Annotated in this window: 18 protein-coding genes; 11 read left to right on the top strand and 7 right to left on the bottom strand. The window is 69.8% G+C overall.

Translation table 11 applies throughout. The annotated features are described in order from the left end of the window. Positions 1–125: 125 nt before the first annotated feature. The 6 genes from hisA (at position 126) to FHY02_RS07560 (ending at position 5,302) form a co-directional block, all read left to right on the top strand. Positions 126–860 carry a 1-(5-phosphoribosyl)-5-[(5-phosphoribosylamino)methylideneamino]imidazole-4-carboxamide isomerase gene (gene hisA, locus FHY02_RS07585; RefSeq protein ID WP_183921175.1) on the top strand — a complete coding sequence of 245 codons (735 nt, stop codon included), beginning with the start codon at positions 126–128 and terminating at the stop codon, positions 858–860. Positions 861–1,255: 395 nt separating this feature from the next. Next, entirely contained in the window at positions 1,256–2,017 is a 762-nt protein-coding gene (gene hisF / locus FHY02_RS07580; RefSeq protein ID WP_183921174.1) for an imidazole glycerol phosphate synthase subunit HisF, read from the top strand. Continuing rightward, the gene (locus FHY02_RS07575; protein ID WP_183921173.1) at positions 2,014–2,586 is read left to right on the top strand and encodes a septal ring lytic transglycosylase RlpA family protein; all 573 of its coding nucleotides are present in this window, start codon (positions 2,014–2,016) and stop codon (positions 2,584–2,586) included. The genes hisF and FHY02_RS07575 overlap by 4 nt, the downstream gene beginning before the upstream one ends. Positions 2,587–2,646: 60 nt before the next feature. Then, positions 2,647–2,997, top strand: coding sequence for a phosphoribosyl-ATP diphosphatase (locus tag FHY02_RS07570; RefSeq protein ID WP_183921501.1), 351 nt, complete (start codon positions 2,647–2,649; stop codon positions 2,995–2,997). Between the two features lie 10 nt (positions 2,998–3,007). Next, entirely contained in the window at positions 3,008–3,394 is a 387-nt protein-coding gene (locus tag FHY02_RS07565; protein ID WP_183921172.1) for an HIT domain-containing protein, read from the top strand. Between the two features lie 357 nt (positions 3,395–3,751). Continuing rightward, a complete protein-coding gene (locus FHY02_RS07560; RefSeq protein WP_183921171.1) occupies positions 3,752–5,302 on the top strand; it encodes an amino acid permease in 1,551 nt (516 codons plus the stop codon). A gap of 60 nt (positions 5,303–5,362) precedes the next feature. On the opposite strand, the gene mscL is transcribed toward FHY02_RS07560, so the two are convergent. Next, positions 5,363–5,839: a large conductance mechanosensitive channel protein MscL gene (mscL, locus tag FHY02_RS07555; RefSeq protein WP_183921170.1), complete on the bottom strand. Its 477-nt coding sequence runs from the start codon at positions 5,837–5,839 to the stop codon at positions 5,363–5,365. 121 nt (positions 5,840–5,960) lie between these two features. Between mscL and FHY02_RS07550 the strand changes: the two genes are divergently transcribed. The 3 genes from FHY02_RS07550 to FHY02_RS07540 all read left to right on the top strand — a co-directional run bounded on the left by FHY02_RS07550 (position 5,961) and on the right by FHY02_RS07540 (position 9,082). Beyond that, the gene (locus FHY02_RS07550; RefSeq protein WP_183921169.1) at positions 5,961–6,500 is read left to right on the top strand and encodes an NUDIX hydrolase; all 540 of its coding nucleotides are present in this window, start codon (positions 5,961–5,963) and stop codon (positions 6,498–6,500) included. A gap of 130 nt (positions 6,501–6,630) precedes the next feature. Next, positions 6,631–7,704 carry a polysaccharide pyruvyl transferase family protein gene (locus tag FHY02_RS07545; protein ID WP_183921168.1) on the top strand — a complete coding sequence of 358 codons (1,074 nt, stop codon included), beginning with the start codon at positions 6,631–6,633 and terminating at the stop codon, positions 7,702–7,704. Beyond that, on the top strand, positions 7,697–9,082 hold the full coding sequence (locus tag FHY02_RS07540) for a Coenzyme F420 hydrogenase/dehydrogenase, beta subunit C-terminal domain (protein WP_260172671.1): 1,386 nt from the start codon (positions 7,697–7,699) through the stop codon (positions 9,080–9,082). The genes FHY02_RS07545 and FHY02_RS07540 overlap by 8 nt, the downstream gene beginning before the upstream one ends. Positions 9,083–9,099: 17 nt before the next feature. Here FHY02_RS07540 and FHY02_RS07535 read toward each other — a convergent pair whose 3' ends face one another. The 6 genes from FHY02_RS07535 to FHY02_RS07510 form a co-directional block, all read right to left on the bottom strand. Further along, entirely contained in the window at positions 9,100–10,239 is a 1,140-nt protein-coding gene (locus FHY02_RS07535) for a DUF1624 domain-containing protein (protein ID WP_183921166.1), read from the bottom strand. Between the two features lie 69 nt (positions 10,240–10,308). Then, positions 10,309–11,646: an MFS transporter gene (locus FHY02_RS07530; RefSeq protein WP_183921165.1), complete on the bottom strand. Its 1,338-nt coding sequence runs from the start codon at positions 11,644–11,646 to the stop codon at positions 10,309–10,311. Beyond that, positions 11,643–13,424 (bottom strand): alpha-amylase family glycosyl hydrolase, encoded by a 1,782-nt coding sequence (locus tag FHY02_RS07525; protein ID WP_183921164.1) that lies wholly within the window; start codon positions 13,422–13,424, stop codon positions 11,643–11,645. Before FHY02_RS07525 ends, FHY02_RS07530 begins: the two co-directional genes overlap by 4 nt. 47 nt (positions 13,425–13,471) lie before the next feature. Further along, a complete protein-coding gene (locus FHY02_RS07520; RefSeq protein WP_183921163.1) occupies positions 13,472–15,955 on the bottom strand; it encodes a TonB-dependent receptor domain-containing protein in 2,484 nt (827 codons plus the stop codon). A gap of 168 nt (positions 15,956–16,123) precedes the next feature. Next, a complete protein-coding gene (locus FHY02_RS07515) occupies positions 16,124–17,119 on the bottom strand; it encodes a LacI family DNA-binding transcriptional regulator (RefSeq protein WP_260158593.1) in 996 nt (331 codons plus the stop codon). An 84-nt stretch (positions 17,120–17,203) separates the two neighbouring features. Next, entirely contained in the window at positions 17,204–17,878 is a 675-nt protein-coding gene (locus FHY02_RS07510) for a TetR/AcrR family transcriptional regulator (RefSeq protein WP_183921161.1), read from the bottom strand. Between the two features lie 42 nt (positions 17,879–17,920). On the opposite strand from FHY02_RS07510, the gene FHY02_RS07505 reads away from it, so the two are divergent. Both FHY02_RS07505 and FHY02_RS07500 read left to right on the top strand, forming a co-directional pair. Beyond that, the gene (locus FHY02_RS07505) at positions 17,921–19,150 is read left to right on the top strand and encodes an efflux RND transporter periplasmic adaptor subunit (protein ID WP_183921160.1); all 1,230 of its coding nucleotides are present in this window, start codon (positions 17,921–17,923) and stop codon (positions 19,148–19,150) included. Between the two features lie 6 nt (positions 19,151–19,156). After that, positions 19,157–22,366, top strand: coding sequence for an efflux RND transporter permease subunit (locus FHY02_RS07500; RefSeq protein ID WP_183921159.1), 3,210 nt, complete (start codon positions 19,157–19,159; stop codon positions 22,364–22,366). The last annotated feature ends 1 nt before the right edge of the window (position 22,367 follow it).

Raw genomic sequence — 22,367 nt, 5'->3', positions numbered from 1 at the left:
GATGGGCGGCACGGTGGATCCCGAACCAAGTCCGGGATGACGGCAGTGAGAGGGGCGACGTGGCGCCCGTCGAACGCCTCCCTCGGCGCGTCCGCCCGCCGCATCACCTCCCAGAGTAGCCCCGCATGACCCTCATCGTCTTTCCCGCGATCGACCTCAAACAGGGCCAAGTGGTCCGCCTCGCCGAGGGCGACATGGCGCGCGCCACGGTCTACGGCGACGATCCCGCGGCGCAGGCGATGCTGTTCGCCGACGCCGGCGCGCAACACCTTCACGTCGTCGACCTCGACGGCGCCTTCGCCGGCGCCAGCGTCAACGGCGACGCGGTGCGCGCGATCGTCGCGCGCTTCCCCGGCCACGTCCAGCTCGGCGGTGGCATCCGCACGCGCGAGAGCGTCGAGCGCTGGTTCGACCTCGGCGTGTCGCGCGTGGTGATCGGCACCGCCGCGCTGGAGGACCCCGAGTTCGTCCGCGGCGCCGCGCGCGATTTTCCCGGCGGCGTGGTGGTCGCGGTGGACGCGCGCGACGGCATGGTCGCGACCAAGGGCTGGGCCGACGTTTCCACCACCAGCGTGGTCGAGCTCGCGCGCCGCTTCGAGGACGCGGGCGTGGCGGCGCTGCTGTTCACCGACGTCGGTCGCGACGGGCTGCTCAAGGGCGCCAACATCGAGGCGACGGTGGACCTCGCGCGCGCGGTCGACATTCCCGTGATCGCGAGCGGCGGCGTGGCCGGTATCGCCGACATCCACGTCCTGGCGCTACACGCGCGCGACGGCGTCGAGGGCGTGATCACCGGGCGGGCGCTGTACGACGGGCGACTCGATTTGGCGGCTGCGCTGAGCGTGGCGGCGGCGGCGTAGCTGCCGGCCCCAGCGTAGGAGCGTCAGAGAACGCGGTCGAGCACCGGCCGTCGCTGCTCGGAGCGCCAGGCCAAGCCGTTCGTCGCACATCGTCGTGCGTGGGGAGCCTGCACCCAGAAACGCTCCGTCTGCTCCAGCTGGCCCTCCCATGTTCGCTGCCGGAACCAGGACCAGCAGGTGATCGTCCGGCGCGCATGCGGCCACTCGGTCGGGAAGGCGCCTCTCGGGTTGGCCAGGATCACCAGCAGCGCACAGAAGCGGCATCGCATCAACCGACACTCCTCGGCCGTTAAAAGGCGATGATGCCGCCGCGCGTGCTTCAAGGAACCTCAACGCTGACCGACGTCGGCGACCGCCCTTGCCCTCGCTTACCCGCTTCGGCATGAGCCCCACGCATGACTGTCCGTGCCCGCGTGATCCCGTGCCTCGACGTCGCCGAGGGACGCGTCGTCAAGGGCGTCAACTTCGTCGACCTGATTGACGCGGGCGACCCGGTCGAGCAGGCGCGCGCCTATGACGCCGCCGGCGCGGACGAGCTCTGCTTCCTCGACATCACCGCCAGCCACGAGGCGCGCGGTACCATCCTCGACGTGGTCCGCCGCACCGCCGCGGTCTGCTTCATGCCGCTCACCGTCGGGGGCGGGGTGCGCAGCGCGGAGGACGCGCGCGCTTTGCTGCTCGCCGGCGCGGATAAGGTCGCGATCAATTCCGCCGCGGTGGCCCGCCCCGAGCTGGTGAGCGACATCGCCGAGCGGTTCGGCAGCCAATGCTGCGTCGCCAGCGTCGACGCGCGTCGCGTCGGCGACGGTTGGGAGGTGTTCACGCACGGCGGGCGCCGCGCCACCGGGATCGACGCGGTGGCGCACGCGCTGCGCCTGGCCGAGCTGGGCGCGGGCGAGCTGCTCGTCACCTCGATGGACCGCGATGGCACGCGCGGCGGCTACGATCTCGCGCTGGTGCGCGCGATCGCCGATCGCACCGAGGTGCCGGTGGTGGCCTCGGGCGGCGTGGGCACGCTCGACGATCTCGTCGCGGGGGTGACCGAGGGCCATGCCTCCGCGGTGCTCGCCGCCTCGATCTTCCACTTCGGCCAGGCCACCGTGGCCGAGGCGCATGCCGCGCTCGCCGCCGCTGGCGTGCCGGTGCGCGCGCATTGAGGCGCACTGCGCGGCGCGCGGCGGGGGCGGCGCTGCTGGCGACGCTGCTCGCCGGCTGCGGCGGCCATTACCGCCCGGTCAGCGACACGCCGGTGCGGCTCGGCCGGCCCTATGTGGTGCGCGGGGTCACCTACACGCCCGCGGTCGACCCCAGCTACGACATGCTCGGCTATGCCAGCTGGTACGGCAGCGAGTCGGGGAACCGCACCGCGCTGGGCGAACGCTTCCGCGCCAAATGGGTCACCGCGGCGCATCCGACGCTGCCACTGCCGAGCTACGTCGAGGTGACCGCGCTCGACACCGGGCGTGTGATCCTGCTGCGAGTCAACGATCGCGGCCCGTTCGCGCGCGACCGGCTGATCGACCTGTCGCGCGGCGCGGCGGAGCGGCTCGGCGTGCGCGCGCGCGGCCATGTCGCGGTGCGCGTCCGCGTGGTCGAGCCGCCCGAGGGCGACCGCGCGCGGCTGCGTCGGGGGAAGGCCGCGGCGCCGCGACCCGATGTCTCTCCCGCGGTCGCCGCCAACCTGCGCGCGCAGCTCGACACCGGCCTGCGCGCGATCGGTCGCTGAGGGCAGCGACCGCCGTGCTCCGGCTTGACCAGCGCCGCCTCCCGCGGCACGCCCGCGACCATGGACCAGCCCGACCCGCTCGATCGGCTCTTCGCGACGGTCGCCTCGCGCCGCGGCGCCGACCCGACCTCCTCCTACACCGCCTCGTTGTTCGCCAAGGGGCGGCCGCGCATCGCGCAGAAGCTCGGCGAGGAAGCGGTCGAGACCGTGATCGCCGCACTGCACGGCGACGAGCGCGCGATCGTTCCCGAGGCGGCGGACCTTCTGTATCACCTCATGGTGCTGCTCGCGGACGCTGGGCTGACGCTCGACGAGGTCCGCGCCGAACTGTCACGGCGCGAGGGCGTGTCCGGGCATGACGAGAAAGCCGCGCGCGGTGGCCCGCTGCCGCTCTCCTTCCGCCCAGAATGAGGATCGCCCGATGACGGTGGACGCTACCCAGCCCTACGACGACGCCAACATCTTCGCCAAGCTGGTACGCGGCGAGATCCCGTCGCGGCGGGTCTATGAGGACGAGCACAGCATCGTCTTCCACGACATCGCCCCTTGGGCGCCGGTCCACCTGCTCGCGGTTCCGAAGGGCCGCTACGTCAGCTGGGACGATTTCTCGGAGAGCGCGAGCGCGGAGGAGATCGTCAGCCTCACCCGCGCGATCGGCCAGGCGGCACGCGAAGCGGGGCTGGTCGAGCGCGGCTATCGCCTGATCGCCAACACCGGGCTCGACAGCCACGCCGAGGTGCCGCACCTCCACGTCCACATCCTCGCCGGTCGCGCGCTCGGCCCGATGCTGGCGCAGCGGGACGGGTGAGGGCGGGGGGCTGGATGTCTGAGGTCGACTGAACGTCATCTGGGCGGTGCGGCACCTCCTCCGCGCGTGAAGCTTCTCGAAGAGGGTGCTTCTATACCCCGCCGTCATCCCGGACTCGGTCCGGGATCCACTCTCCCGCAAGAGCAATGCGCGGTGTATGTGCGGCACGGTGGATCCCGGACCAAGTCCGGGATGACGGATGTGTGTCGGGCATGACGGACGGGCGGCCTTAGTCGCCACCATGGGTTCCGCACGGTCCCTCCGCCGGCCCTTTCATCTCCGCGCAACACTATTGCGCGTCGCCGCACACCCGCTACGCTCCTGTCCAGCAAATTTCCCTTGGGGGCATCGAACCTAATGATCTTCGGGCGCGTCAAACCTCTCGACGCCATCCTCGCCACCGCCGAGCGCAAGTCGCTCCACCGCACGCTTGGCTGGTTCCAGCTGACGCTGTTCGGCATCGGCTGCGTGATCGGCACCGGCATCTTCGTGCTCACCGCGGCGGGCGCGCAGAAGGCCGGCCCCGGGCTGATGCTGGCCTTCGCCATTGCCGGCGCGATCTGCATCGTCGCGGCGCTGTGCTACGCCGAGATCGCGGCGATGATCCCGGTGGCAGGGTCGGCCTATACCTACACCTATTCCACGATGGGCGAGCTGCTCGCCTGGACGGTCGGCTGGGCGCTGATCCTCGAATATGCCGTCGCCGCCAGCGCGGTGGCGGTCGGCTGGTCGGGGTATTTCAGCGGGACGATTCTCAACCAGTTCCTCGGCATCCATCTGCCTGCCTGGCTCTCCGCCGCGCCGCTGGCGCTAGGCGGCGCACCCGGCGGCTTCATCAACCTGCCCGCAGTGGTGATCGCGGGCCTCATCACCTGGCTGCTGATGATCGGCACCACCGAGAGCGCGCGCGTCAACGCGGTGCTAGTGGCGATCAAGGTGGTCGCGCTCACCGCCTTCGTCGCGCTGACGCTGCCGAGCGACTCGTTCAGCACCGCCAAGTTCAATCCCTTCCTTCCCGCGGGCGTGTTCGGCGGCTTCGGCACGGGCGTGGGCGCGGTGGGCGCGGCGGCGACGATCTTCTTCGCCTATGTCGGCTTCGACGCCGTCTCGACCGCGGCGGAGGAGACCAAGAATCCGCAGCGCAACGTGCCGATCGGGCTGATCGGCTCGCTGCTGTTCTGCACCATCTTCTACATCCTGGTCGCCGCCGGCGCGATCGGCACGATCGGGGGCCAGCCGATCATGGGGCCGAACGGCATACCCTTCCCGACCGGCTCGGAGGAACTGGCCCGCCAGTGCGCGCTGCCGCAATATGCCGACATGCTGGTCTGCTCCAACGAGGCGCTCGCGCACGTGCTGCGCGCGATCGGCTGGTCCAAGGTGGGTAACATGCTCGGCATCGCTGCCTTCCTGGCGCTGCCCTCCGTGATCCTGATCCTGATGTTCGGCCAGACGCGCATCTTCTTCGTGATGAGCCGCGACGGGCTGCTGCCGGAGAAGCTCTCGGCGGTGCACCCGAAGTGGAAGACGCCCTATGTCGTCACCGCGATGACCGGGATCGGCGTGGCGTTCGCGGCGGCGTTCCTGCCGGTCGGGCAGCTCGCCGACATCGCCAACGCGGGCACGCTCTACGCCTTCATGATGGTGGCGATCGCGGTCATGATCCTGCGTCGCACCGCGCGCGACCATAAGCGCGACTTCCGCACGCCAGCGCTGTGGCTGGTGGGGCCGATGACGATCGTGGGCTGCGTGTTCCTGTTCTTCAACCTGCCCTCGGCGGCGATGCTGGTGCTGCCGATCTGGGGCGCGGTGGGGCTGGTGATCTACTTCGCCTACAGCCGCCACCACAGCCATGTCGGTCGCGGCATCGTCGACGCCGACGACCTCGCCGACTCGACGCTGCACTGAGCAGTCGCTGGTACGCCGCGGCGCTCTCCCGCGCAGGGAGAGCGCCCGGACGCCATCGGGTCAAACCAGCGGGGGAGGAGTGCGCGTGGTCGTCCCGGCGCGCAGCTCGTCGCGGATCTCACGCAGCAGCGCCACCTCGGCGGGCTCGGCGGCAGGCTCGGCGGTGCCTTCCTTCTTCTCGCGCTCGGCCGCGGCGATCACGCGATTGACGCTGCGCATCAGCAGGAAGACGATGAATGCGAGAATGATGAAGTTGATCACCACGGTGATGAACTCGCCGTAGCCGAACAGCGGCACCCCCGCCGCCTTGAGCTGGGCATAGCTCGTCAGCGAGCCGGCGTAGTTCGCGGGGACAGGCCCCAGCTTGACGAAATAGCTCGAGAAATCGAAGCCGCCGAAGAGCGCGCCGACGATCGGCATGATGATGTCGTCGGTCAGCGACTTGGTGATGGTGGCGAAGGCGCCGCCGATGATCACGCCGACTGCCAGGTCGAGCACATTGCCTCGAGCGATAAACGCCCTGAAATCCTTCAACATGATCGTCTCCCTGCCGCTCCCGGTGCGGACCGATCCAGGTTAAGCGCGGATTGGCGCTTCGCCAAGTCGCGCCGCTGACCTAGAGAGGCGCGTCCCAGACGCCAGCATCGAGCGAGACCCCATGACCAAGCCGCACCGCGACGCCGACGCTCCTGCCGAGACGGCCTGGGCTGGCCGCTACATCGAGGTGAAGACGCAGGGGCAGTGGGAGTATGTGTCGCGCCGCAACGGCATCCAGGCGGCAGTCATCGTCGCGATCGACGACACCGATCGAGTCGTGCTGGTCGAGCAATATCGCGTCCCGCTCGGCCGCCGCTGCCTCGAGCTACCCGCTGGGCTGATCGGCGACGAGACCGTGGGCGAGGCGGTCGCCGCCGGCGCCGCGCGCGAGCTGGAGGAAGAGACCGGCTTTCGTGCGGGGCGGATCGAGGAGCTGGGCTTCTTCTACTCGTCGCCGGGGATGAACAGCGAAGGCTTCACGCTGGTGCGCGCGCACGAGCTGGAGAAGGTCGGGCCGGGCGGCGGCGAGGCCGACGAGGACATCGAGGTGCATCTGGTGCCGCGCGCCGAGCTGACGCGCTTCGTGCTGGCGAAGCGCACCCAGGGCGTGGCGATGGACGTCAAGATGCTGCTGTTGCTGGCGGACGGCCTGCTGGACTGAGGGATCCCGGATCCAGTCCGGCAAGACAGCGGACGTGAAGCGCTCTGTGCGTCACACCTTCAAAGGCGATAGCCCCACGTTCCGGGGAAGATCAGCGGAACCGGCCGAGCCGTAAGCGATTATCTCCGCAATGACCGCTACACCGCGCAAGGTCGGGATCCTGACCTTTCACCGCTGCATCAACTACGGTTCCTACTGGCAGGCACGCTGCCTAACCGAGGGACTGCGCTCGCTGGGCCATGACGCGCGGCTGCTCGATCATCACAGCGATCAGGTCGCACGTGCCGAGTGGCGCTGCTCGTTCCAGCCGACCCTGCCCGAGCGCACGCCTCGCGCCGACCTGCCGGCGTACAAGATCAAGGGCCGCAAGTTCGTCGCGGCGTTCGACCGCCTGCCGCAGTCGCCGCGCTTCCCGCTGCACCGGCCGGACACCAGCGGTTATGACGCGATCGTCGTCGGCAGCGACGAGGTGTGGAACTTCCGCCACCCTTGGTACGGTGGCGCGCCGATCTTCTTCGGCGAGGGGCTGAGCGTGCCGCGGCTGGTCTCCTACGCCGCCAGCTTCGGCAATCATGACGCCGCCGACGGCATCTCGGACGACTGGGCCGCCAAATTGCGGCGTTTCACCGCGGTGTCGGTGCGCGACGCCAACTCGCGCGCGCTCGTGCAGACCGCCCTTGGCGCGACTCCGCCGCTGGTCCTCGATCCGGTGCTCCAGTTCGGCGATCGCGTCCACGCCGCCGCGCCGCCGTCGGGCAAGGGCGGCTACGCCTTGGTCTATGGCCACGGTTTCCCGGAGTGGCTGCAGCGGCAGATGCGCGACTGGAGTCGGCGCAGCGGGGTGCGCCTGGTCAGCATCGGATACCGCAACGACTGGGCCGACGAGCAGGACATCGCCGCCGGTCCGGAGGAGTTCGCGCAGCGCGCCGCGAGCGCCAGCGCGCTCGTGACCAATTTCTTCCACGGTTGCGTCTTCGCGCTCAACAATCGAACGCCGTTCGTCACCGCGCCGTCGCCCTATCGCTTCAACAAGGTGCGCGACCTCGCCGCGGCGCTCGACGCGCGCCGCCACATCGTCTCGCCCGAGCTCGACGCCGCGGACTATGACGCGCTGCTCGGCGCGCCGCCCGCACCGACGGTCTACGAGCGGATCGCGGGGCTGCGTGCCGAGTCACTCGCCTATCTGCGCCACGCGCTTGGCTGAGCCGCTCGCGCCGCGCGACGTGGTGCGCTCGGGGCTGTGCATCGGCTGCGGTGGCTGCGCGGCGGACGCGCCTGAGGGGACGATGGCGTGGGACCGCTACGGCACGTGGAAGCCCGACGGCGCGTTCGCGTCCACGCCGAGTGCCGAGTTCGCGCAACGCTGCCCCTTCTCGCCCGACGCGCGTGACGAGGACCTGATCGCCGCAGAGCGCTTCCCTGCTGCACCGCGCGCCACGCCGCTGCTCGGGCGGCATGAATCGACCTGGGTTGGCCATGTCGCCGAGGGCGAATGGCGCGAGTCCGGCAGCTCGGGCGGCATGGTGAGCTGGGTCGCCGCCGAGCTGCTGCGCACGGGCGCAGTGGACGCGGTGGCGCATGTCGCCCCCGTCGCGTCGCCGCAGGAGGACGGGCGCTACTTCGCTTATCGCCTGTCGCGCGATCCCGGGACGCTGCTGGCCGGCGCGAAGTCGCGCTATTATCCGGTCGAGCTCTCCGCGGCGCTGCGCGAGATTCGTGCCACGCCGGGGCGCTACGCGATCGTCGCGGTGCCGTGCTTCGCCAAGATGATCCAGCTCGAACGCGCGCGCGACCCGGTGCTGCGCGAGCGCGTGCCGCACGTGCTCGGGCTGTTCTGCGGGCATCAGAAGAGCGCCCGGCTGGTCGACAGCTTCGCGTGGCAGCTCGACACGCCGCCGGCACGCGTGCGCGCGGTCGACTATCGCATCAAGGACGCGGGGCGGCCGGCGAATTGGTACCGCGCGCATCTCACGCTCGACGACGGTAGCGCGCGTGCTGAGGACTGGTGGCACCTCGCCGATGGCGACTGGGGCGCGGGCTTTTTCCAGAACAGCGCGTGCGACATGTGCGACGACGTCGTCGCCGAGACCGCCGACGTCGCGTTCGGCGATGCCTGGGTCGAGCCTTACTCGTCCGACGGGCGCGGCACCAACGTGGTGGTGGCGCGCACGCCGCTGGTCGACGGTCTGATCCGCGCCGCGGTGGAGGAGGGGCGGCTGGCGCTGGAGGAAGTCGACGCCGACTTCGTCGAGGCGACGCAGTCGGCGGGATTTCGTCACCGCCGCGAGGGGCTGGCCTATCGGCTCACGTGGCGGCGCTGGCGTGGCGGTGTCGCCAAGCGCAAGCGGGTCGCGCCCGGCGCGCGCGCGCTGCCGCTGCGACGTCGGCTCGTATATCGGACGCGCGCCGGCATCGCGCGCTGGAGTCACCGACTGGCGTGGCTGTCGGCGCGGACCGGGGCGCCGGGGCTCTATCTCCAGTGGGCGCGGCCAGTGCTAGCGTTCTATCGCGCGCTCGCGTGGTCGCACGGGCGGCTCGGCGGCTGGATCGACCGGGTGCTGCCGGACGCGCGACGTCAGTAGGTTCGCGCCCCGCCCTCTCAGAAGAAGCGTAGCCAGCGGCTCGCGCTCCGCCGCTTCATCCCGCCGAACCAGCGCGTCGCCCACCATAGAGGCGGCGCGACAGCGGCGGCGAGCAGCCAGACGTGCCCGATCGCCGGCACCTCGCGCCCGCCGGCGGCGAGGGCAAGCAGGTGCAGCACATAGAGGTGAAGCAGGTAGAAGAACATCGGCGCACTCCCCAGCACCGACAGCCAGCCCGGCGCGCGCCACTTGAAGCCGACCAGCAGCCATGCGCCGATGCCCAGCGTCAACAGCAGGAAGTCGAGCGACGGCGGGTATTTCGTCACGTTGAGGAAGGAGAGCAATGTCAGCTGCGGCGTCGCGCCCGCCTGCCATGGCACCGGCTCGCCGTATCGATTGATCGCGCGCAGCAGCACGAAGCCAAGCAGCAGGATCGTGCCGGTCACCACGAGCGCGCGCCGCCGCCAGGCCGGTGAGGCGTGGAACCACAGGCCGATCGCGTAGCCGAGCGCGATCACGCCGAGCCACGGAAGCACCGGATAGGAGGTGCGCGCGTCAACCCCGCCGCCCAGCGCGATAAAGTCGCGCTGGTGAAGTATCGCCCATAACGGATGCAGCGGGTGGCCTGCGGCGAGCCGCACCGGGTCGAGCAGATTGTGCCCTGCCATCAGCACGATGGCGATCGCGATCAGCGCCCCGCGCGGCAGCCACAGCAGCCCCGCCAACGCGATCATCGACCAGCCGATCGCCCAGATGACCTGAAGATAGATCATCGTCGGCGCGAGCGCGAAGCGCCAGGCGAAGCCGACCAGGGTCAACTCCAGCAGCAGCAGGAACAGCCCGCGCTCAAGCAGGAAGCGCGCGGTCGCCGCGCGCGGTCGAGCCGCGCCGTAGAGCCAGGCCGAGACCCCGGCGAGCGCGATGAAGATCGGCGGGCGGAGGTGCGCGGCGAGCCGAGCCGCGACCAGGCCGGGTGGGGCGACGCGAAGATCCATCGGGTCGCTCACCGGCGCGCTCAGCAAGAAGTACTCGCGCGTGTGGTCCGCCAGCATCAGCAGCATGACGAGTCCGGGCAGCGCATCGATCGAATCGAGCCGGCGGTTCGGCGTGGGACGTGACGGAGCCTGGACGGTGCGGGGAGCGGTCAGCTGAAGCATGGCTGCCGTCCGTGATACACTATCTCGTCACACGCAGCGTTCAGGTTGGTGCTGCACATGTCGGGGTCGCTACGTCGCCGCGCGCGCTCCGCGGCCCACCATCACCGTGGCCGCCGCCCCGAGCAGCATCAGCACGCCGGCGAGCACGAGCACCGCGCGCGCGTCACCGCCGAGCAGGTTGTGGTAGAACAATGGGATCGACAGGCTCTCGATCATCATCGGGATGACAATGAACATGTTGAAGATGCCCATGTACACGCCGTTGCGCTCGGGCGGGATCATGTCGGTGAGCATGACATACGGGTTGCCCATCATCCCGGCCCAGCCGATCCCGATCCCGACCATCGCGACGTACAGCCACGCTTCCTGTCCGATCGCCGGGATCGCCATCATCGCCGCGCCCGAGGCGGCGAGGCAGCAGGCGTGGACCCGTTTGGCGCCGTGGCGCCGCGCGAGCGGCATCAGCGCGATCGCGGCGACGAAGGCGACCGCGTTGTAGAAGGCGCCGAGCTGCCCCACCGTCAACGCGGTGTCACGGAACGCCTGGCTGGTCGCGTCGGCGGTACCGTGGAGCGATCGTGCCAGCGCGAAGGCGATGAACTGCCAGTAAGCGAACATCGCATACCATTGGCAGAGCATCGCCAGTGCGAGCTGCCGCATCGGCCGCGGCATCTCCGCCAGCGCGGTGCGCAGATCGGCGAGGGCCGACCGGAGCGTCAGCGGCTCGGCCTCGAGCCGCGCGCGCTCCTCGACCGGCAGCGGCAGCTCGGGAACGCGCCACACCGACCACATTATCGTCGAGAGCGACAGCACCGCGCCGATCACGAAGGCGATGCGCGTGATGTCGGGGATGCCGTTGGCATCGACCGCGTCCTTGTCGAGCCCGAACCAGACCAGCAGGCTCGGCGCCAGATAGGAGAGCGTCTGCGCCAGGCCGGTGAAGGCCGATTGCGTGAGGAAGCCGGTCGGCCGCTGGTCGGGCGCGAGCCGGTCGCCGACATAGGCGCGATACGGCTCCATCGTGACGTTGTTGGCCGCGTCGAGCACCCACAACAGGCTCGCCGCGATCCATAAGGCGCGGCTGTATGGCATCGCGAACAGGCACAGGCTGCACAGCACCGCACCGACGAGGAAATAGGGGGTCCGGCGGCCGAGCCGCGAGGTGGTGCGGTCGCTCATCGCGCCGATCAGCGGCTGGACGAGCAGACCGGTGACCGGACCGGCGAGCCACAGCAGCGGCAGCGTGGCCTCATCGGCACCCAGGTAGCCGTAGATCGGGGCCATGTTGGCCTGCTGCAGCCCGAAGGAGAATTGCAGGCCGAGGAAACCGAGGTTCATCTCGACGATCCGCGCCAGCGAGAGGCGGGGGCGCGACGTTCCCCGCGCGGTTCCCGTGGCCGGCCTCATCGCTCTTCCTCCAGCCAGACCACACCCCAGCCCGGGACGGTGTCGCAGGTTGCCCCGGTCAACCGATCGCGGTTTGCCGAGGTGAGAGCCACGGGCGCCGCGCCGAAGTTGAGGAATACTCGGTCGCGTCCGCATGCCACGCCGAGCAGCGCCGAGGCGCCCGTCTCGATCAGTGCCGGCGCGCCCGCGGCGCCGCTCGCCACGCGCGCCGCCCGCAGCGCCCCCAGGTCGCCGCTGATGCGCCGCGCCGCCGCGCCGTCGAGCGCCGCCCAGTCCATCTCGGGCCGGTGCAGCCAGCGACCCTCATGCGCGCGCTCCGGGTCGTCCCGATAGCCATAGTCGTTGAGCAGCCCGAGCTCGTCGCCCATGTAGGTCGTCGCCAACCCGCCGCTCGCGATCGCCAGCGCGTTGAGCAGCGCGATGCGCCGGTACGCCGCCTCGCGCTCCGCATCGTCGCGGGCCGATTCCAATCCGGCGAGCGAGGCCATCGTGCCATTGCTGCCGTGGAGCACCGCGCCGTCGCTCTGGAACGGCGCGCCGCGACCCCAGCCGCCGTCCGCGCCCTCGAGAGAATGCGCTGCCGCGGCGAGCCGGCGCTCGGGCGCGGGATCGATCGCGCGCAGGTCGCCCAGGACCGATCCCCAGCCGATATCGTCGTGGCAGCGCGCGTAGCTCAGCCAGTTGGCACCGCGCGGCAGCCCGCCGCTCGCGGCGACGATCGCGGCGGGGAGTGCCGCGGACTGCTCCGCCAGCCCGACCCAGCCCGCCACCATCAGCGAGTTGTTGTAGACGAGGTGGCACTCGGGCTCGAAACCCTGACCCTCGTCGCGGCCGAAATAGGGCGGCACGAAGGCGGTGGGCACGATCGCCTCGGCCTTGAGCAGCGTGGCGGGCGCGGCGATGTCGAGCGCGGCGCGCAGCGCGCGGACGATGTAGTGCGTCTCGGGCAGGTTGCGGCAGTCGCTGCCGGGCTGCTTCCAGAGGAAGGCGATGCTGTCGAGCCGGAATGCCTCCACGCCGCGATTGGCGAGTCGCAGCGCGACGTCCAGGATCGCGAGGAAGACGTGCGGGTTGCGCCAGTTCAGGTCCCATTGGAACGGGTAGAAGGTGGTCCAGACATGGCCCCCCATCGCGGGCACCGCGGTGAAATTGCCCGGCGCCGTGGCGGGGAAGACCTGCGGCAGCGCGGCCTCGCGGGCGCGCGCTTCGGCCGCGTCGAGCACGATGTAGAAGTCGCGGTAGAAGGGGTCGCCCGCCTTCGCCGCTCTTGCCCAGAGATGATCGTCCGCGGTGTGGTTGAGCGCGAGGTCAACGCACAGGCTGATCCGTGCCGCGCGCAGCCGCGCGGTGAGCGCCTCGAGGTCATTGATCGTCCCGAGCCGCGGCTCGACTGCGAGATAGTCGGAGACCGCGAAGCCGCCGTCGCTGTCGCCCTCGCGCGCCTTGAGCAGCGCGAGCAGGTGGAGGTAGCGCACACCGAGTGACTCGAGATGGTCGACCCGCCCGGCCAACCCCGCCACCGTGCCGGCGTAGCGGTCGACGTAAGTGGAGTAGCCCAGCATGTCGGGGCGGACGAACCACTCGGGATCGTTGAGCCGCGCCGCGTCGAGCGAGCGCAGTGCCTCGGGCCGCTCGGCGTGGCGCGCGCGTAGCAGCGCCTCGGTCGCGGCCCATAGTGCGCCCGTGTCACCCTGCGCGCCGTAGAGCCGGTCGAGCTGCCGCCGCAGCCGCGGCGCGATCGCGGCGAGCCGCTCCTCCATCGTCATCCTTCCTGTCACATCGCGCACCATAGACGCGCCGCGCGTCGTCGCCACGCTGGCGCGCGTCAGAAATCGAAGCGCACCGAGGCGGCGATGGTGCGCCCGTTGATCGAGCGCGCGCGCACCAGCCCGTTGGCGGGAATGCTGGCGTCCTCCGCCTCGGTGACGCCCTTCACGTCGAAGATGTTGTTGGCATTCAGGTTGAAGCTGACGTTCTCGGCCGCGCGCACCAGCAGGAAGCCGTTGACCTGGGTGTAGGCCGGCATCTTCAGGTCGTTGATCGGCTGTGTGTAGCTGGAAGTGGTGCCGATCACGTTCGCGCCGAAGCTCACCCGCCCGAAGTCGAACTGCGGCGTCGCCTGATAGACGAACGCGGCCTGGCGCTGCGGGCGGTTGCCGTCGAGCGTCGCGTCGGTGGCGTCGCGCTTGATCTTGGCGTCGGTATAGGTGCCCGCCGCGGTCAGCGAGAAGGGGCCGGCGCGGAAGCGGCCCTCCAGCTCGACGCCGGTCGCCTCATAGTCGCGGCTGGTGAACTGCTGCTGCGACAGCAGGTAATTGGTCTCCTGCGTGCGCGCGTTGAACACGGTGGCGTAGAGCGCCAGCGGCCCGGTCGAGAACTTCAGCCCGCCCTCAGCCTGCTTGACGAAGTCGTACGGCTTGGCACCCGCGACCAGCCCGCCCGTGGTGGTGTCGATCAGCGGGCCGAACAGCAGCCGGTCGGCGTTGACGCGGCCGCCGCGGCTGTAGCGCGCGAACGCCGCCAGCGTGTCGCTCAGCCGATAGTTGATGCCGGCCGAGTAGGAGAGATAGCGGTAGGTATAGTCGACCGGCGAGCGGTTGGCGGGGATGAACGCTACCGCCTGCTCGGCGGAGGAGAGGAAGCCATCGCCGTCGATGTCCTGCGCGCGCGTCGTGGTCGCGCCGGGCAGGTCGCCCGCGATGCTGCCCTCGGCGCTGCCGAAATCGTAGCGCAGCGACCCGTCGACGTTGAGCCGGCCGAGTTCGAACCCGAGCTGCGCGAACGGCGCGTTGGTGGTGTAGCGCATGTCGTAGCTGCGGCGGCAGCAATTGCCGAAGAAGGAGGCGGAGTAGAGCGTGCCGCCCGCGGTGCGCGCGACACCGGTCGAGTCGCGCACGTCGACCAGCACCGAGCGGCCGTCGCCCTGCACGGTCTGGTAGAAGCTGGTCCACAGCCAGTCGGTGACGATGTCCTGGCGCGAGTTGTAGATACCCGCCGCCAGCGTCACCGCGCCGCCGCCGAGATCGACCTTGCCGTTGATGCGCAGGTCGTTGGTGATGTTGTTGAGGCTCTTCAGGTCGACGTCGAACAGCACCACGCTGGCGAGCAGGCCGTTGCCACCGAGCGTCGCCGGGCTGGCGATGCGCTGCCCGGAGAGCGGGCCGCTGGCGTAATAGAGCTGCGCGTTAGGGCCGGCGAGCGCGTTGGCGGCGGTCTGCGCGTCGCCCACCGCGGCGGGGAAGGGCGAGACGAAGTCGCCCGAAATGTCCGAGTAGCGGAACCGCTCGGTGACGTTCCAGCCGTCCGCGATCGCGAACTGGCCCTCGAATCCGACCGACTTGACGTCCGGGTGCATGCCGTCGCCGATGCTCCGGCGCACGGGATTGTTGTCACCGTCGAGCGTCAGCACCGAGCCGATGTAGCGGCTGTGCAGCGTGTCCTGATTGATCGAGAATTCGGGCACGTTGCTATAGCTCGGGTCGCTGCCGCTTCCACTCACGCGCACCGGGTTGGGCAGATAGGCGATGCTGCGATCGTCGAGATACTTGCCATAGAGACGGACATAGCCGCCGTCGAACTCGCGGGTAATGTTGGCCTTGATCTGGCCGCCACGCATCGCGTCATAGCCGACGTCGCGCGGGCCATCGCCGAGCCGGTAGAAGCCGCTCAGCTCGTAGCGCGTGTTGGCGTCGATCCGGCCGCCATAGGCGAAGTCGGCGCGATACTCGCGATAGTCGATGCCGGACGAGAGCTGGAACGAGCCGCCTTCCTGCTCGCCCGTCTTCGAGATGAAGTTGATGATGCCGCCGGGCGAGTTGCTGGCGAAGGTGGAGGCCGAACCGCCGCGCACCGACTCGATGCGCGCGAGCGACAGGTCGTTGCGGATGAAGATATCGGCGTTGCCGAAGATGATGTCGCCGAACTCGAGGACGGGCAGGCCGTCCTCCTGGAGCTGGAGGAACTTGGAACCGCCGGAGGCGACCGGCAGGCCGCGCACCGCGATATTGGCGTTGCCCTCGCCACCAGAGGCCTCGACGCGCACGCCAGGCAGGTTGCGCAGAATCTCGGCGGTGTTGCGCGGCGGGATCTTGCTGGTGAGGTCGGCATCGAGCGAGCTGACCGATACCGAGGTGTCGAGCCGATTGCGCCCCTGCGCGACGCCGGTGACGACGATGTCGTCGGCGAGTGCAGGCGTGTCGGTGGTCTGGTCAGCCATCGTCTCGGCGGCGGGAGCGGCGGTCTGCGCCTGGGCGGCGGCGGCGAGCAACAGCGCCGGCACCCCGGCGAGCAGGCGATAACGCGCGATCATGATATCCTCCCCAGCGGGTAAACGGTCGTCTCCGCGACCGGCTAAGCGGCTGATGCGCTCACCTGCAATCGATTGCAAGATATTTCTGCAAACGATTGCGTTCGGGTTCGGCTGGGGAAGTTCGCTAGGCCGCTAAGTCTGGTAGCGTCGATGCGCGACCGCATCCGCTCAGGTCGAGGCGCGCACCACCAACTCGGGTGCGATCACCGCGTGCTCCGCCGGCTCGCCCGCCACTCGCGCGAGCAGGCGGTCGACCATCAGCGCCGCGCCGCGCGCGAGGTCCTGGCGGATCGTCGTCAGCGGGGGCGAGGTATGGGCGGCGAGCGTAACGTCGTCGTAGCCGATCACCGCCACCTCGCGGGGCACGTCGAGCCCGGCCTCGCTCACCGCGCGGAGCACGCTCATCGCAGCGACGTCCGAGGCCGCGAAGATCGCGTCGGGCAAGGTGCCGACCGCGAGCCGGGTCCGCATCGCCGCATGGACTCGATCGGGGTCCATCGCGGTGGCGAGGACCTCGGCGCGCACCCCGGCGGCGCGCGCGGCCGCGGCGAAGCCGGCCCATCGGTCGGCGAACTCGGGTGGGGCGGGGTCGCCGACGAAGAGCAGCCGGCGACGCCCGCGCTCGAGCAGATGCTCCGCCGCCAGCCGCCCGCCCGCGACATTGTCCGAGCCGATGGCGAGGTGACGCTGCCCCTCGCGGTGGACGCCCCAGGCGACGAGCGGCGCATAGCGGGAGGCGACGCGCTCAATCGTCTCATATTGGTCGGACTGACCGACGAGCAGCAGGCCGTCGACCCGCCCGGCGTCGACCAGCCGGTCGAGCCAGTCGCCGTTCTCGGGCAGCACGCGCGAGAGCAGCACGTCATAGCCGCGGTCGACCAGCAGGTCGGCGATGTAGCCGAGCAGCGAGAGGAAGAAGGGGTCGGTCAAGTGCTGCGTGCGTGCGTGCCCCAGCGGCATCGCCAGCCCGATCGCGCCGGTGCTGCGCAGCCGCAGGTTGCGCGCCATCTGGTTGGGGCGGACGTCGTGCTCGCGCGCCAGCGCTTGGATGCGCGCCTGAGTCGCCTTGCTGACCGACGGGTGGCCCGACAGCGCGCGCGACACGGTGGCGGTCGACACGCCCGCGAGCGCCGCCAGGTCCGCGAGCTTGGTCGGCTTCGGCAACAAACGCAAACCCCCCTGAAATTGCTCGGACATTTAGCCGCGGGCCGCGCCTCGCCGCAACTGCCTCGGGGTCGTAGTCGCCGGTCAGCCCTGCGCGGCGAGTCGGTCGATCTCGCGCTCGACGAAGTCCATCAGCAGCGCCATCACCGCGGGCGGCGTCTCCTGCTTCTTCACCACCCGGCGCTGGAAGATTCCCGCCGACACGACGAGGATCGACTCGGCGAGGCAGCGCAGCGGCTCGGCCGCGCTCGCCTGCGGCACGATCGCGCTCAGTGCCTGGATCAGTCGCTCGCGCAGCCGCTCGTCGACCGAGCGGAAGATGGCGGCCAGGCGCGGATTGCGAGTGGTCTCGGCGATGATCTCCGAGACGAGTCGCTCGTCCGGCATGTCGGCGCAGGTGATGAAGCGCTCGACCCAGAGACGCACCGCGGCGCGATCGGGCACGCAGCCGCCGCAGCACAATTCGTCGCCCCCGAGGAACTCGGCGAGGTCCTGCTCCGCCAGCTCGGCGACGATCGCCTCCTTGTTGGCGAAGTCGCGGTAGATCTGGCCGACCAGCACGCCCGAGCGTTCCGAGATACGTGCCATGCCGGTGGCGTGGAAGCCGTTCTCGGCGAAAAGTTCCCGCGCGGCCTGAACTATTTTTGCGCGCCGCGCGTTGGCCTTGGTGCTGCGATCCCGCGGCTCGGGCACCGCATAACCATCTGACGTCATCTTCTTACCCGTCTTGACGATCTGCTCTCTTCGCAGTAGCAGCATTCGTGAGTGAGTGATCACTCACACACATTCGACGAGAAGTCCATGGCAAAACAGGGGTTGGCGCTCGCGGCGCTGGTGATGGTTCCGCTGGCTGCGTGCAGCGGCGGCGGGAACGAGCAGGGTGCGGCCAAGGGCGGTGCCGAGCAGCAGGGGCAGGCCGGCCCGCCGCAGGTCGGCGTGGTCACGGTGCAGCCCGAATCGGTCACACTGACGACGGTGCTGCCCGGCCGTACCAGCGCGTACGAGACGTCCGAGGTGCGCCCGCAGGTCAACGGCCTCGTCACAGCGCGGCTGTTCACCGAGGGCGATCAAGTCAAGAAGGGGCAGGCGCTCTACCGCGTCGACCCGCAGCCCTATCAGGCGCAGGTCGCCAACGCCCGTGCGGCGCTGGCGCGCGCGCGCGCCGCGATCGCGTCGAGCGCGGCGTTGCAACGTCGCTATGGCGAGCTCGTCAAGATCAACGCCATCGCGCGGCAGGACTTCGAGAATGCGGTGACGTCCGCCGAGCAGGCGCGCGCCGACGTCGCCGCGCAGCAGGCGGCATTGCGGACCGCGCAGATCGATCTGGCGCGCACCACGATCCGCGCACCGATCTCGGGGCGGATCGGGCGCTCGATCGTCACCACCGGCGCGCTCGTCAGCTCGGGCCAGACCACCGCGCTGACGACGATCCAACGGCTCGACCCGATCTACGTCGACGTCAGCCAGTCGAGCGGTGACCTGCTGCGACTGCGCCAGCAGATCGCCGCCGGCGCTCTGTCGCGCGGCGGTGGCGCCGCGCGCGTCCAGCTGCGACTCGAGGACGGCTCGGTCTATTCGATCGAGGGCAAACTCCAGTTCGCCGACGTCAGCGTCGATCCCAACACGGGTACGCAGACGATCCGCGCGCTCTTCCCCAACCCGCGCGGGCTGCTGCTGCCGGGTATGTACGTCCGCGCCGAGCTGGTCGAGGGCACGCAGGCCAACGCCTTGCTGGTGCCGCAGCGCGCTGTGACGCGCGACGAGAAGGGCAATCCGAGCGTGCTGGTCGTCGGCCCCGACGGCAAGCTCCAGCCGCGGGCGCTCACCGCGCCGCGCACGATCGGCGAGAACTGGCTGGTCACCGCCGGCCTCAAGCCGGGTGACAAGGTGGTGGTGGAGGGCGCGATGATGCTGCGCCCCGGCATGCCGGTGAAGGCCGTGCCGTACAATCCGAACGCTGCCCCGGCGCAGCCAGGTGCGGGTCCGGCACAGGGGCAGCAGCCGCAGGGCCAGCAGGCCCAGGGAAAGTAACCTCGCATGTCGCGCTTCTTCATCGACCGGCCCATCTTCGCGTGGGTCATCGCCTTGGCGCTGATGCTGGCGGGGATCATCGCGATCCGCAGCTTGCCGATCGCGCAATTCCCCGAGATCGCGCCCCCCGCGGTCGCGATCACCGCCAACTATCCGGGCGCCGACGCCGAGACGCTCGAGCGCACCACCACCCAGATCGTCGAGCAGCAGCTGCGCGGCATCGACAATCTGCGCTATTTCTCGTCCTCCTCCTCCTCGGCGGGCGTGGTCACGATCACGCTGACCTTCGAGCAGGGTACCGATCCCGACATCGCGCAGGTGCAGGTCCAGAACAAGCTGCAGGCGGCGACCCCGCTGCTGCCGCAGGAGGTCCAGCGCCAGGGTATCCAGGTGACGAAGTCGGCGGCGAGCTTCCTCGCCGTCGTCGGCCTCGTCTCCACCGACGGGTCGCACAGCAACAACGACCTCGCCGACATGGTCGTGTCCAAGTTCCAGGACCCGGTCAGCCGCATCAACGGCGTCGGCGAGCTCCAGGTGTTCGGCTCGCAATATGCGATGCGCATCTGGCTCGATCCACTCAAGCTCAACAATTACGCGCTGACCGTCGCCGACGTCACCGCCGCGGTGCAGGCACAGAACGCGCAGGTCTCCGCCGGCCAGATCGGCGCGCAGCCCGCGCCCAAGGAGCAGATGCTCAACGCGACCGTCTCGGTGCAGTCGCGGCTCCAGACGCCTGAGCAGTTCGGCAACATCCGGCTCAAGACTGGCACCGACGGCTCGGTGGTGCGGCTGCGCGACGTCGCGCGGGTCGAGATCGGCGCCGAGAATTACGGCTTCGACGTGCAGTATAACGGCAAGCCGGCGTCAGGCTTCGGTGTCCGGCTGGCGGCAGGCGCGAACGCGCTCGACACCGTCGACCTGCTCAAGGCGCGTGTCGCCGAGATCGGCAAGACGCTGCCCGCCGACGTGAAGGTGATCTACCCCTACGACATTACGCCGTTCGTGCGGCTGTCGGTGGAGCAGGTGATCCACACGCTGATCGAGGCGGTGGTGCTCGTCTTCCTCGTCATGTTCCTGTTCCTGCAGAACTGGCGCGCGACGCTGATCCCGACGATCGCGGTGCCGGTGGTCCTGCTCGGCACCTTTGCGGTGATGGCGCTGGCGGGCTTCACGATCAACACGCTGACGCTGTTCGGCATGGTGCTGGCGATCGGCCTGCTCGTCGACGACGCGATCGTCGTGGTCGAGAACGTCGAGCGCCTGATCGTCACCGAGCATCTTTCCCCGAAGGAAGCCGCGCGCAAGTCGATGGACGAGATCAGCAGCGCGCTGGTCGGCATCGGCATGGTGCTCTCGGCGGTGTTCCTGCCGATGGCCTTCTTCGGCGGCTCGACCGGCGTGATCTACCGCCAGTTCTCGATCACGATCGTCTCGGCGATGGTGCTCTCGGTGCTCGTCGCGCTGATCCTCACGCCCGCGCTGTGCGCGACGATCCTGAAGCCGCACGATCCCGACAAGCAGGAGGGCAACGGGCCGCTGGCGCGTTTCTTCCGCTGGTTCAATCGCAACTTCGACCGCGCGCAGCATCGCTACGAGGGCGGGGTGAAGAGCACCGCGCGCCACTGGAAGCGCTCGCTGCTGGTCTATCTGCTGATCGTCGCGGGCATGGCGCTCGTCTTCATCCGGCTGCCCTCGGGCTTCCTGCCCGACGAGGACCAGGGCTTCGTGCTCGCGCTGGTGCAGGGCCCGGCGGGCGCGAGCAGTGCGCGCACCGAGAAGGGGCTGGCGCTGACCCGCGACCACTTCCTCAAGCAGGAGGCCAAGAACGTCCAGGGTGTCTTCACCATCAACGGCTTCAGCTTTGCCGGCCAGGGCCAGAACACCGGCCTGGTGTTCGTCAACCTGAAGCCGTGGGAGGATCGCTCGGGCGGCGACAATCGCGCCCAGGCAATCGTCGGGCGCGCGATGGGGTCGTTCTCGCAGTATAAGGACGGGCTGATCTTCGCGCTGATCCCGCCCGCGGTGCAGGAGCTCGGCAACGCCACGGGCTTCGACGTCCAGCTGGTCGATACCGGCGGGGTCGGGCACGAGAAGCTGACGCAGATCCGCAACATGATGCTCGGCATGGCGTCGCAGGACCCGCGGCTGGCGCAGGTACGCCCGCTGAGCCTGGAGGACGCGCCGCAGCTCAAGGTGAAGATCGACGAGGACAAGGCGCGCGCGCTCGGGCTCGACCTCGCCGACGTTAACAGCACCATCGCGACCGCCTGGGGCGGCGGCTATATCAACGACTTCATCGACCGCGGTCGCGTGAAGCGCGTGTACGTCCAGAACGATGGCCCGTACCGCATGGCGCCCGAGGACGTCGGCGAGCTGTACGTCCGCGGTGCGAACGGGCAGATGGCGCCGTTCACCGCCTTCTCGACGCTGGAATGGGCCAACGCGCCCGTCTCGTTGACCCGCTACAACGGGCAGCCGGCGATGCAGCTGCAGGGCTCGCCAGGACCGGGGCAGAGCACCGGTGCCGCGATGGAGGCGTTGCAGGAGATCCACGCCAAGCTGCCCCCGGGCACGACGCTGGAATGGACCGGCCTCTCCTACGAGGAGCGGCTGTCGGGCGGGCAGGCGCCGGCACTCTACGGCCTGTCGCTGCTGATCGTCTTCCTCTGCCTCGCCGCGCTGTACGAGAGCTGGTCGGTGCCGATCTCGGTGCTGCTGGTGGTGCCGCTCGGCATCATCGGCGCGGTGCTCGCGGCGTGGCTGACCGGACTGAACAAGGACATCTACCTCCAGGTCGGCCTGATCACCACGATCGGCGTGTCCGCCAAGAACGCGATCCTGATCGTCGAGTTCGCCGAGGAGCGGATGGCGGAGGGGATGAACTCCTTCGAGGCGGCGGTGGAGGCGGCCAAGCTGCGCCTCCGGCCGATCCTGATGACCAGTCTCGCCTTCGTGTTCGGCGTGATGCCGCTGGCGGTGTCGACCGGCGCGGGCGCGGGCGGCCAGAACGCGATCGGTCGCGCGGTGGTGGGCGGCATGTTGTCCGCGACGGTGCTGGCGATCTTCTTCGTGCCGATGTTCTTCGTCGTCGTGCTGCGGCTGTTCGGGCACAGCGGCCACGCCGCGACGCCCGACCGGACCGAAGACGCCGACCACCGGGCGGACGACGCCGCCCTCGACCATCATCCCGGGGCACCGCGCCCCGAGGGAGCCTGAC

This window comes from Sphingomonas sp. BK069, from assembly GCF_014193405.1.
In the GTDB taxonomy this organism is placed as follows: Bacteria; Pseudomonadota; Alphaproteobacteria; order Sphingomonadales; family Sphingomonadaceae; genus Sphingomonas.
The sequence above is the reverse complement of the archived record's forward strand: the minus strand, read 5'-3'. Positions and strand labels throughout refer to the sequence as shown.

Bases quoted from the DNA above. Each gene is read 5' to 3' on its own strand.
- FHY02_RS07505 (WP_183921160.1), top strand. From the start codon at position 17,921: ATGGCAAAACAGGGGTTGGCGCTCGCGGCGCTGGTGATGGTTCCGCTG.
- FHY02_RS07535 (WP_183921166.1), bottom strand. From the start codon at position 10,239: ATGCTTCAGCTGACCGCTCCCCGCACCGTCCAGGCTCCGTCACGTCCC.
- FHY02_RS07545 (WP_183921168.1), top strand. From the start codon at position 6,631: ATGACCGCTACACCGCGCAAGGTCGGGATCCTGACCTTTCACCGCTGC.
- FHY02_RS07510 (WP_183921161.1), bottom strand. From the start codon at position 17,878: ATGCTGCTACTGCGAAGAGAGCAGATCGTCAAGACGGGTAAGAAGATG.
- FHY02_RS07520 (WP_183921163.1), bottom strand. From the start codon at position 15,955: ATGATCGCGCGTTATCGCCTGCTCGCCGGGGTGCCGGCGCTGTTGCTC.
- FHY02_RS07560 (WP_183921171.1), top strand. From the start codon at position 3,752: ATGATCTTCGGGCGCGTCAAACCTCTCGACGCCATCCTCGCCACCGCC.
- hisA (WP_183921175.1), top strand. From the start codon at position 126: ATGACCCTCATCGTCTTTCCCGCGATCGACCTCAAACAGGGCCAAGTG.
- FHY02_RS07550 (WP_183921169.1), top strand. From the start codon at position 5,961: ATGACCAAGCCGCACCGCGACGCCGACGCTCCTGCCGAGACGGCCTGG.
- hisF (WP_183921174.1), top strand. From the start codon at position 1,256: ATGACTGTCCGTGCCCGCGTGATCCCGTGCCTCGACGTCGCCGAGGGA.
- mscL (WP_183921170.1), bottom strand. From the start codon at position 5,839: ATGTTGAAGGATTTCAGGGCGTTTATCGCTCGAGGCAATGTGCTCGAC.
- FHY02_RS07565 (WP_183921172.1), top strand. From the start codon at position 3,008: ATGACGGTGGACGCTACCCAGCCCTACGACGACGCCAACATCTTCGCC.
- FHY02_RS07570 (WP_183921501.1), top strand. From the start codon at position 2,647: ATGGACCAGCCCGACCCGCTCGATCGGCTCTTCGCGACGGTCGCCTCG.
- FHY02_RS07500 (WP_183921159.1), top strand. From the start codon at position 19,157: ATGTCGCGCTTCTTCATCGACCGGCCCATCTTCGCGTGGGTCATCGCC.
- FHY02_RS07530 (WP_183921165.1), bottom strand. From the start codon at position 11,646: ATGAGGCCGGCCACGGGAACCGCGCGGGGAACGTCGCGCCCCCGCCTC.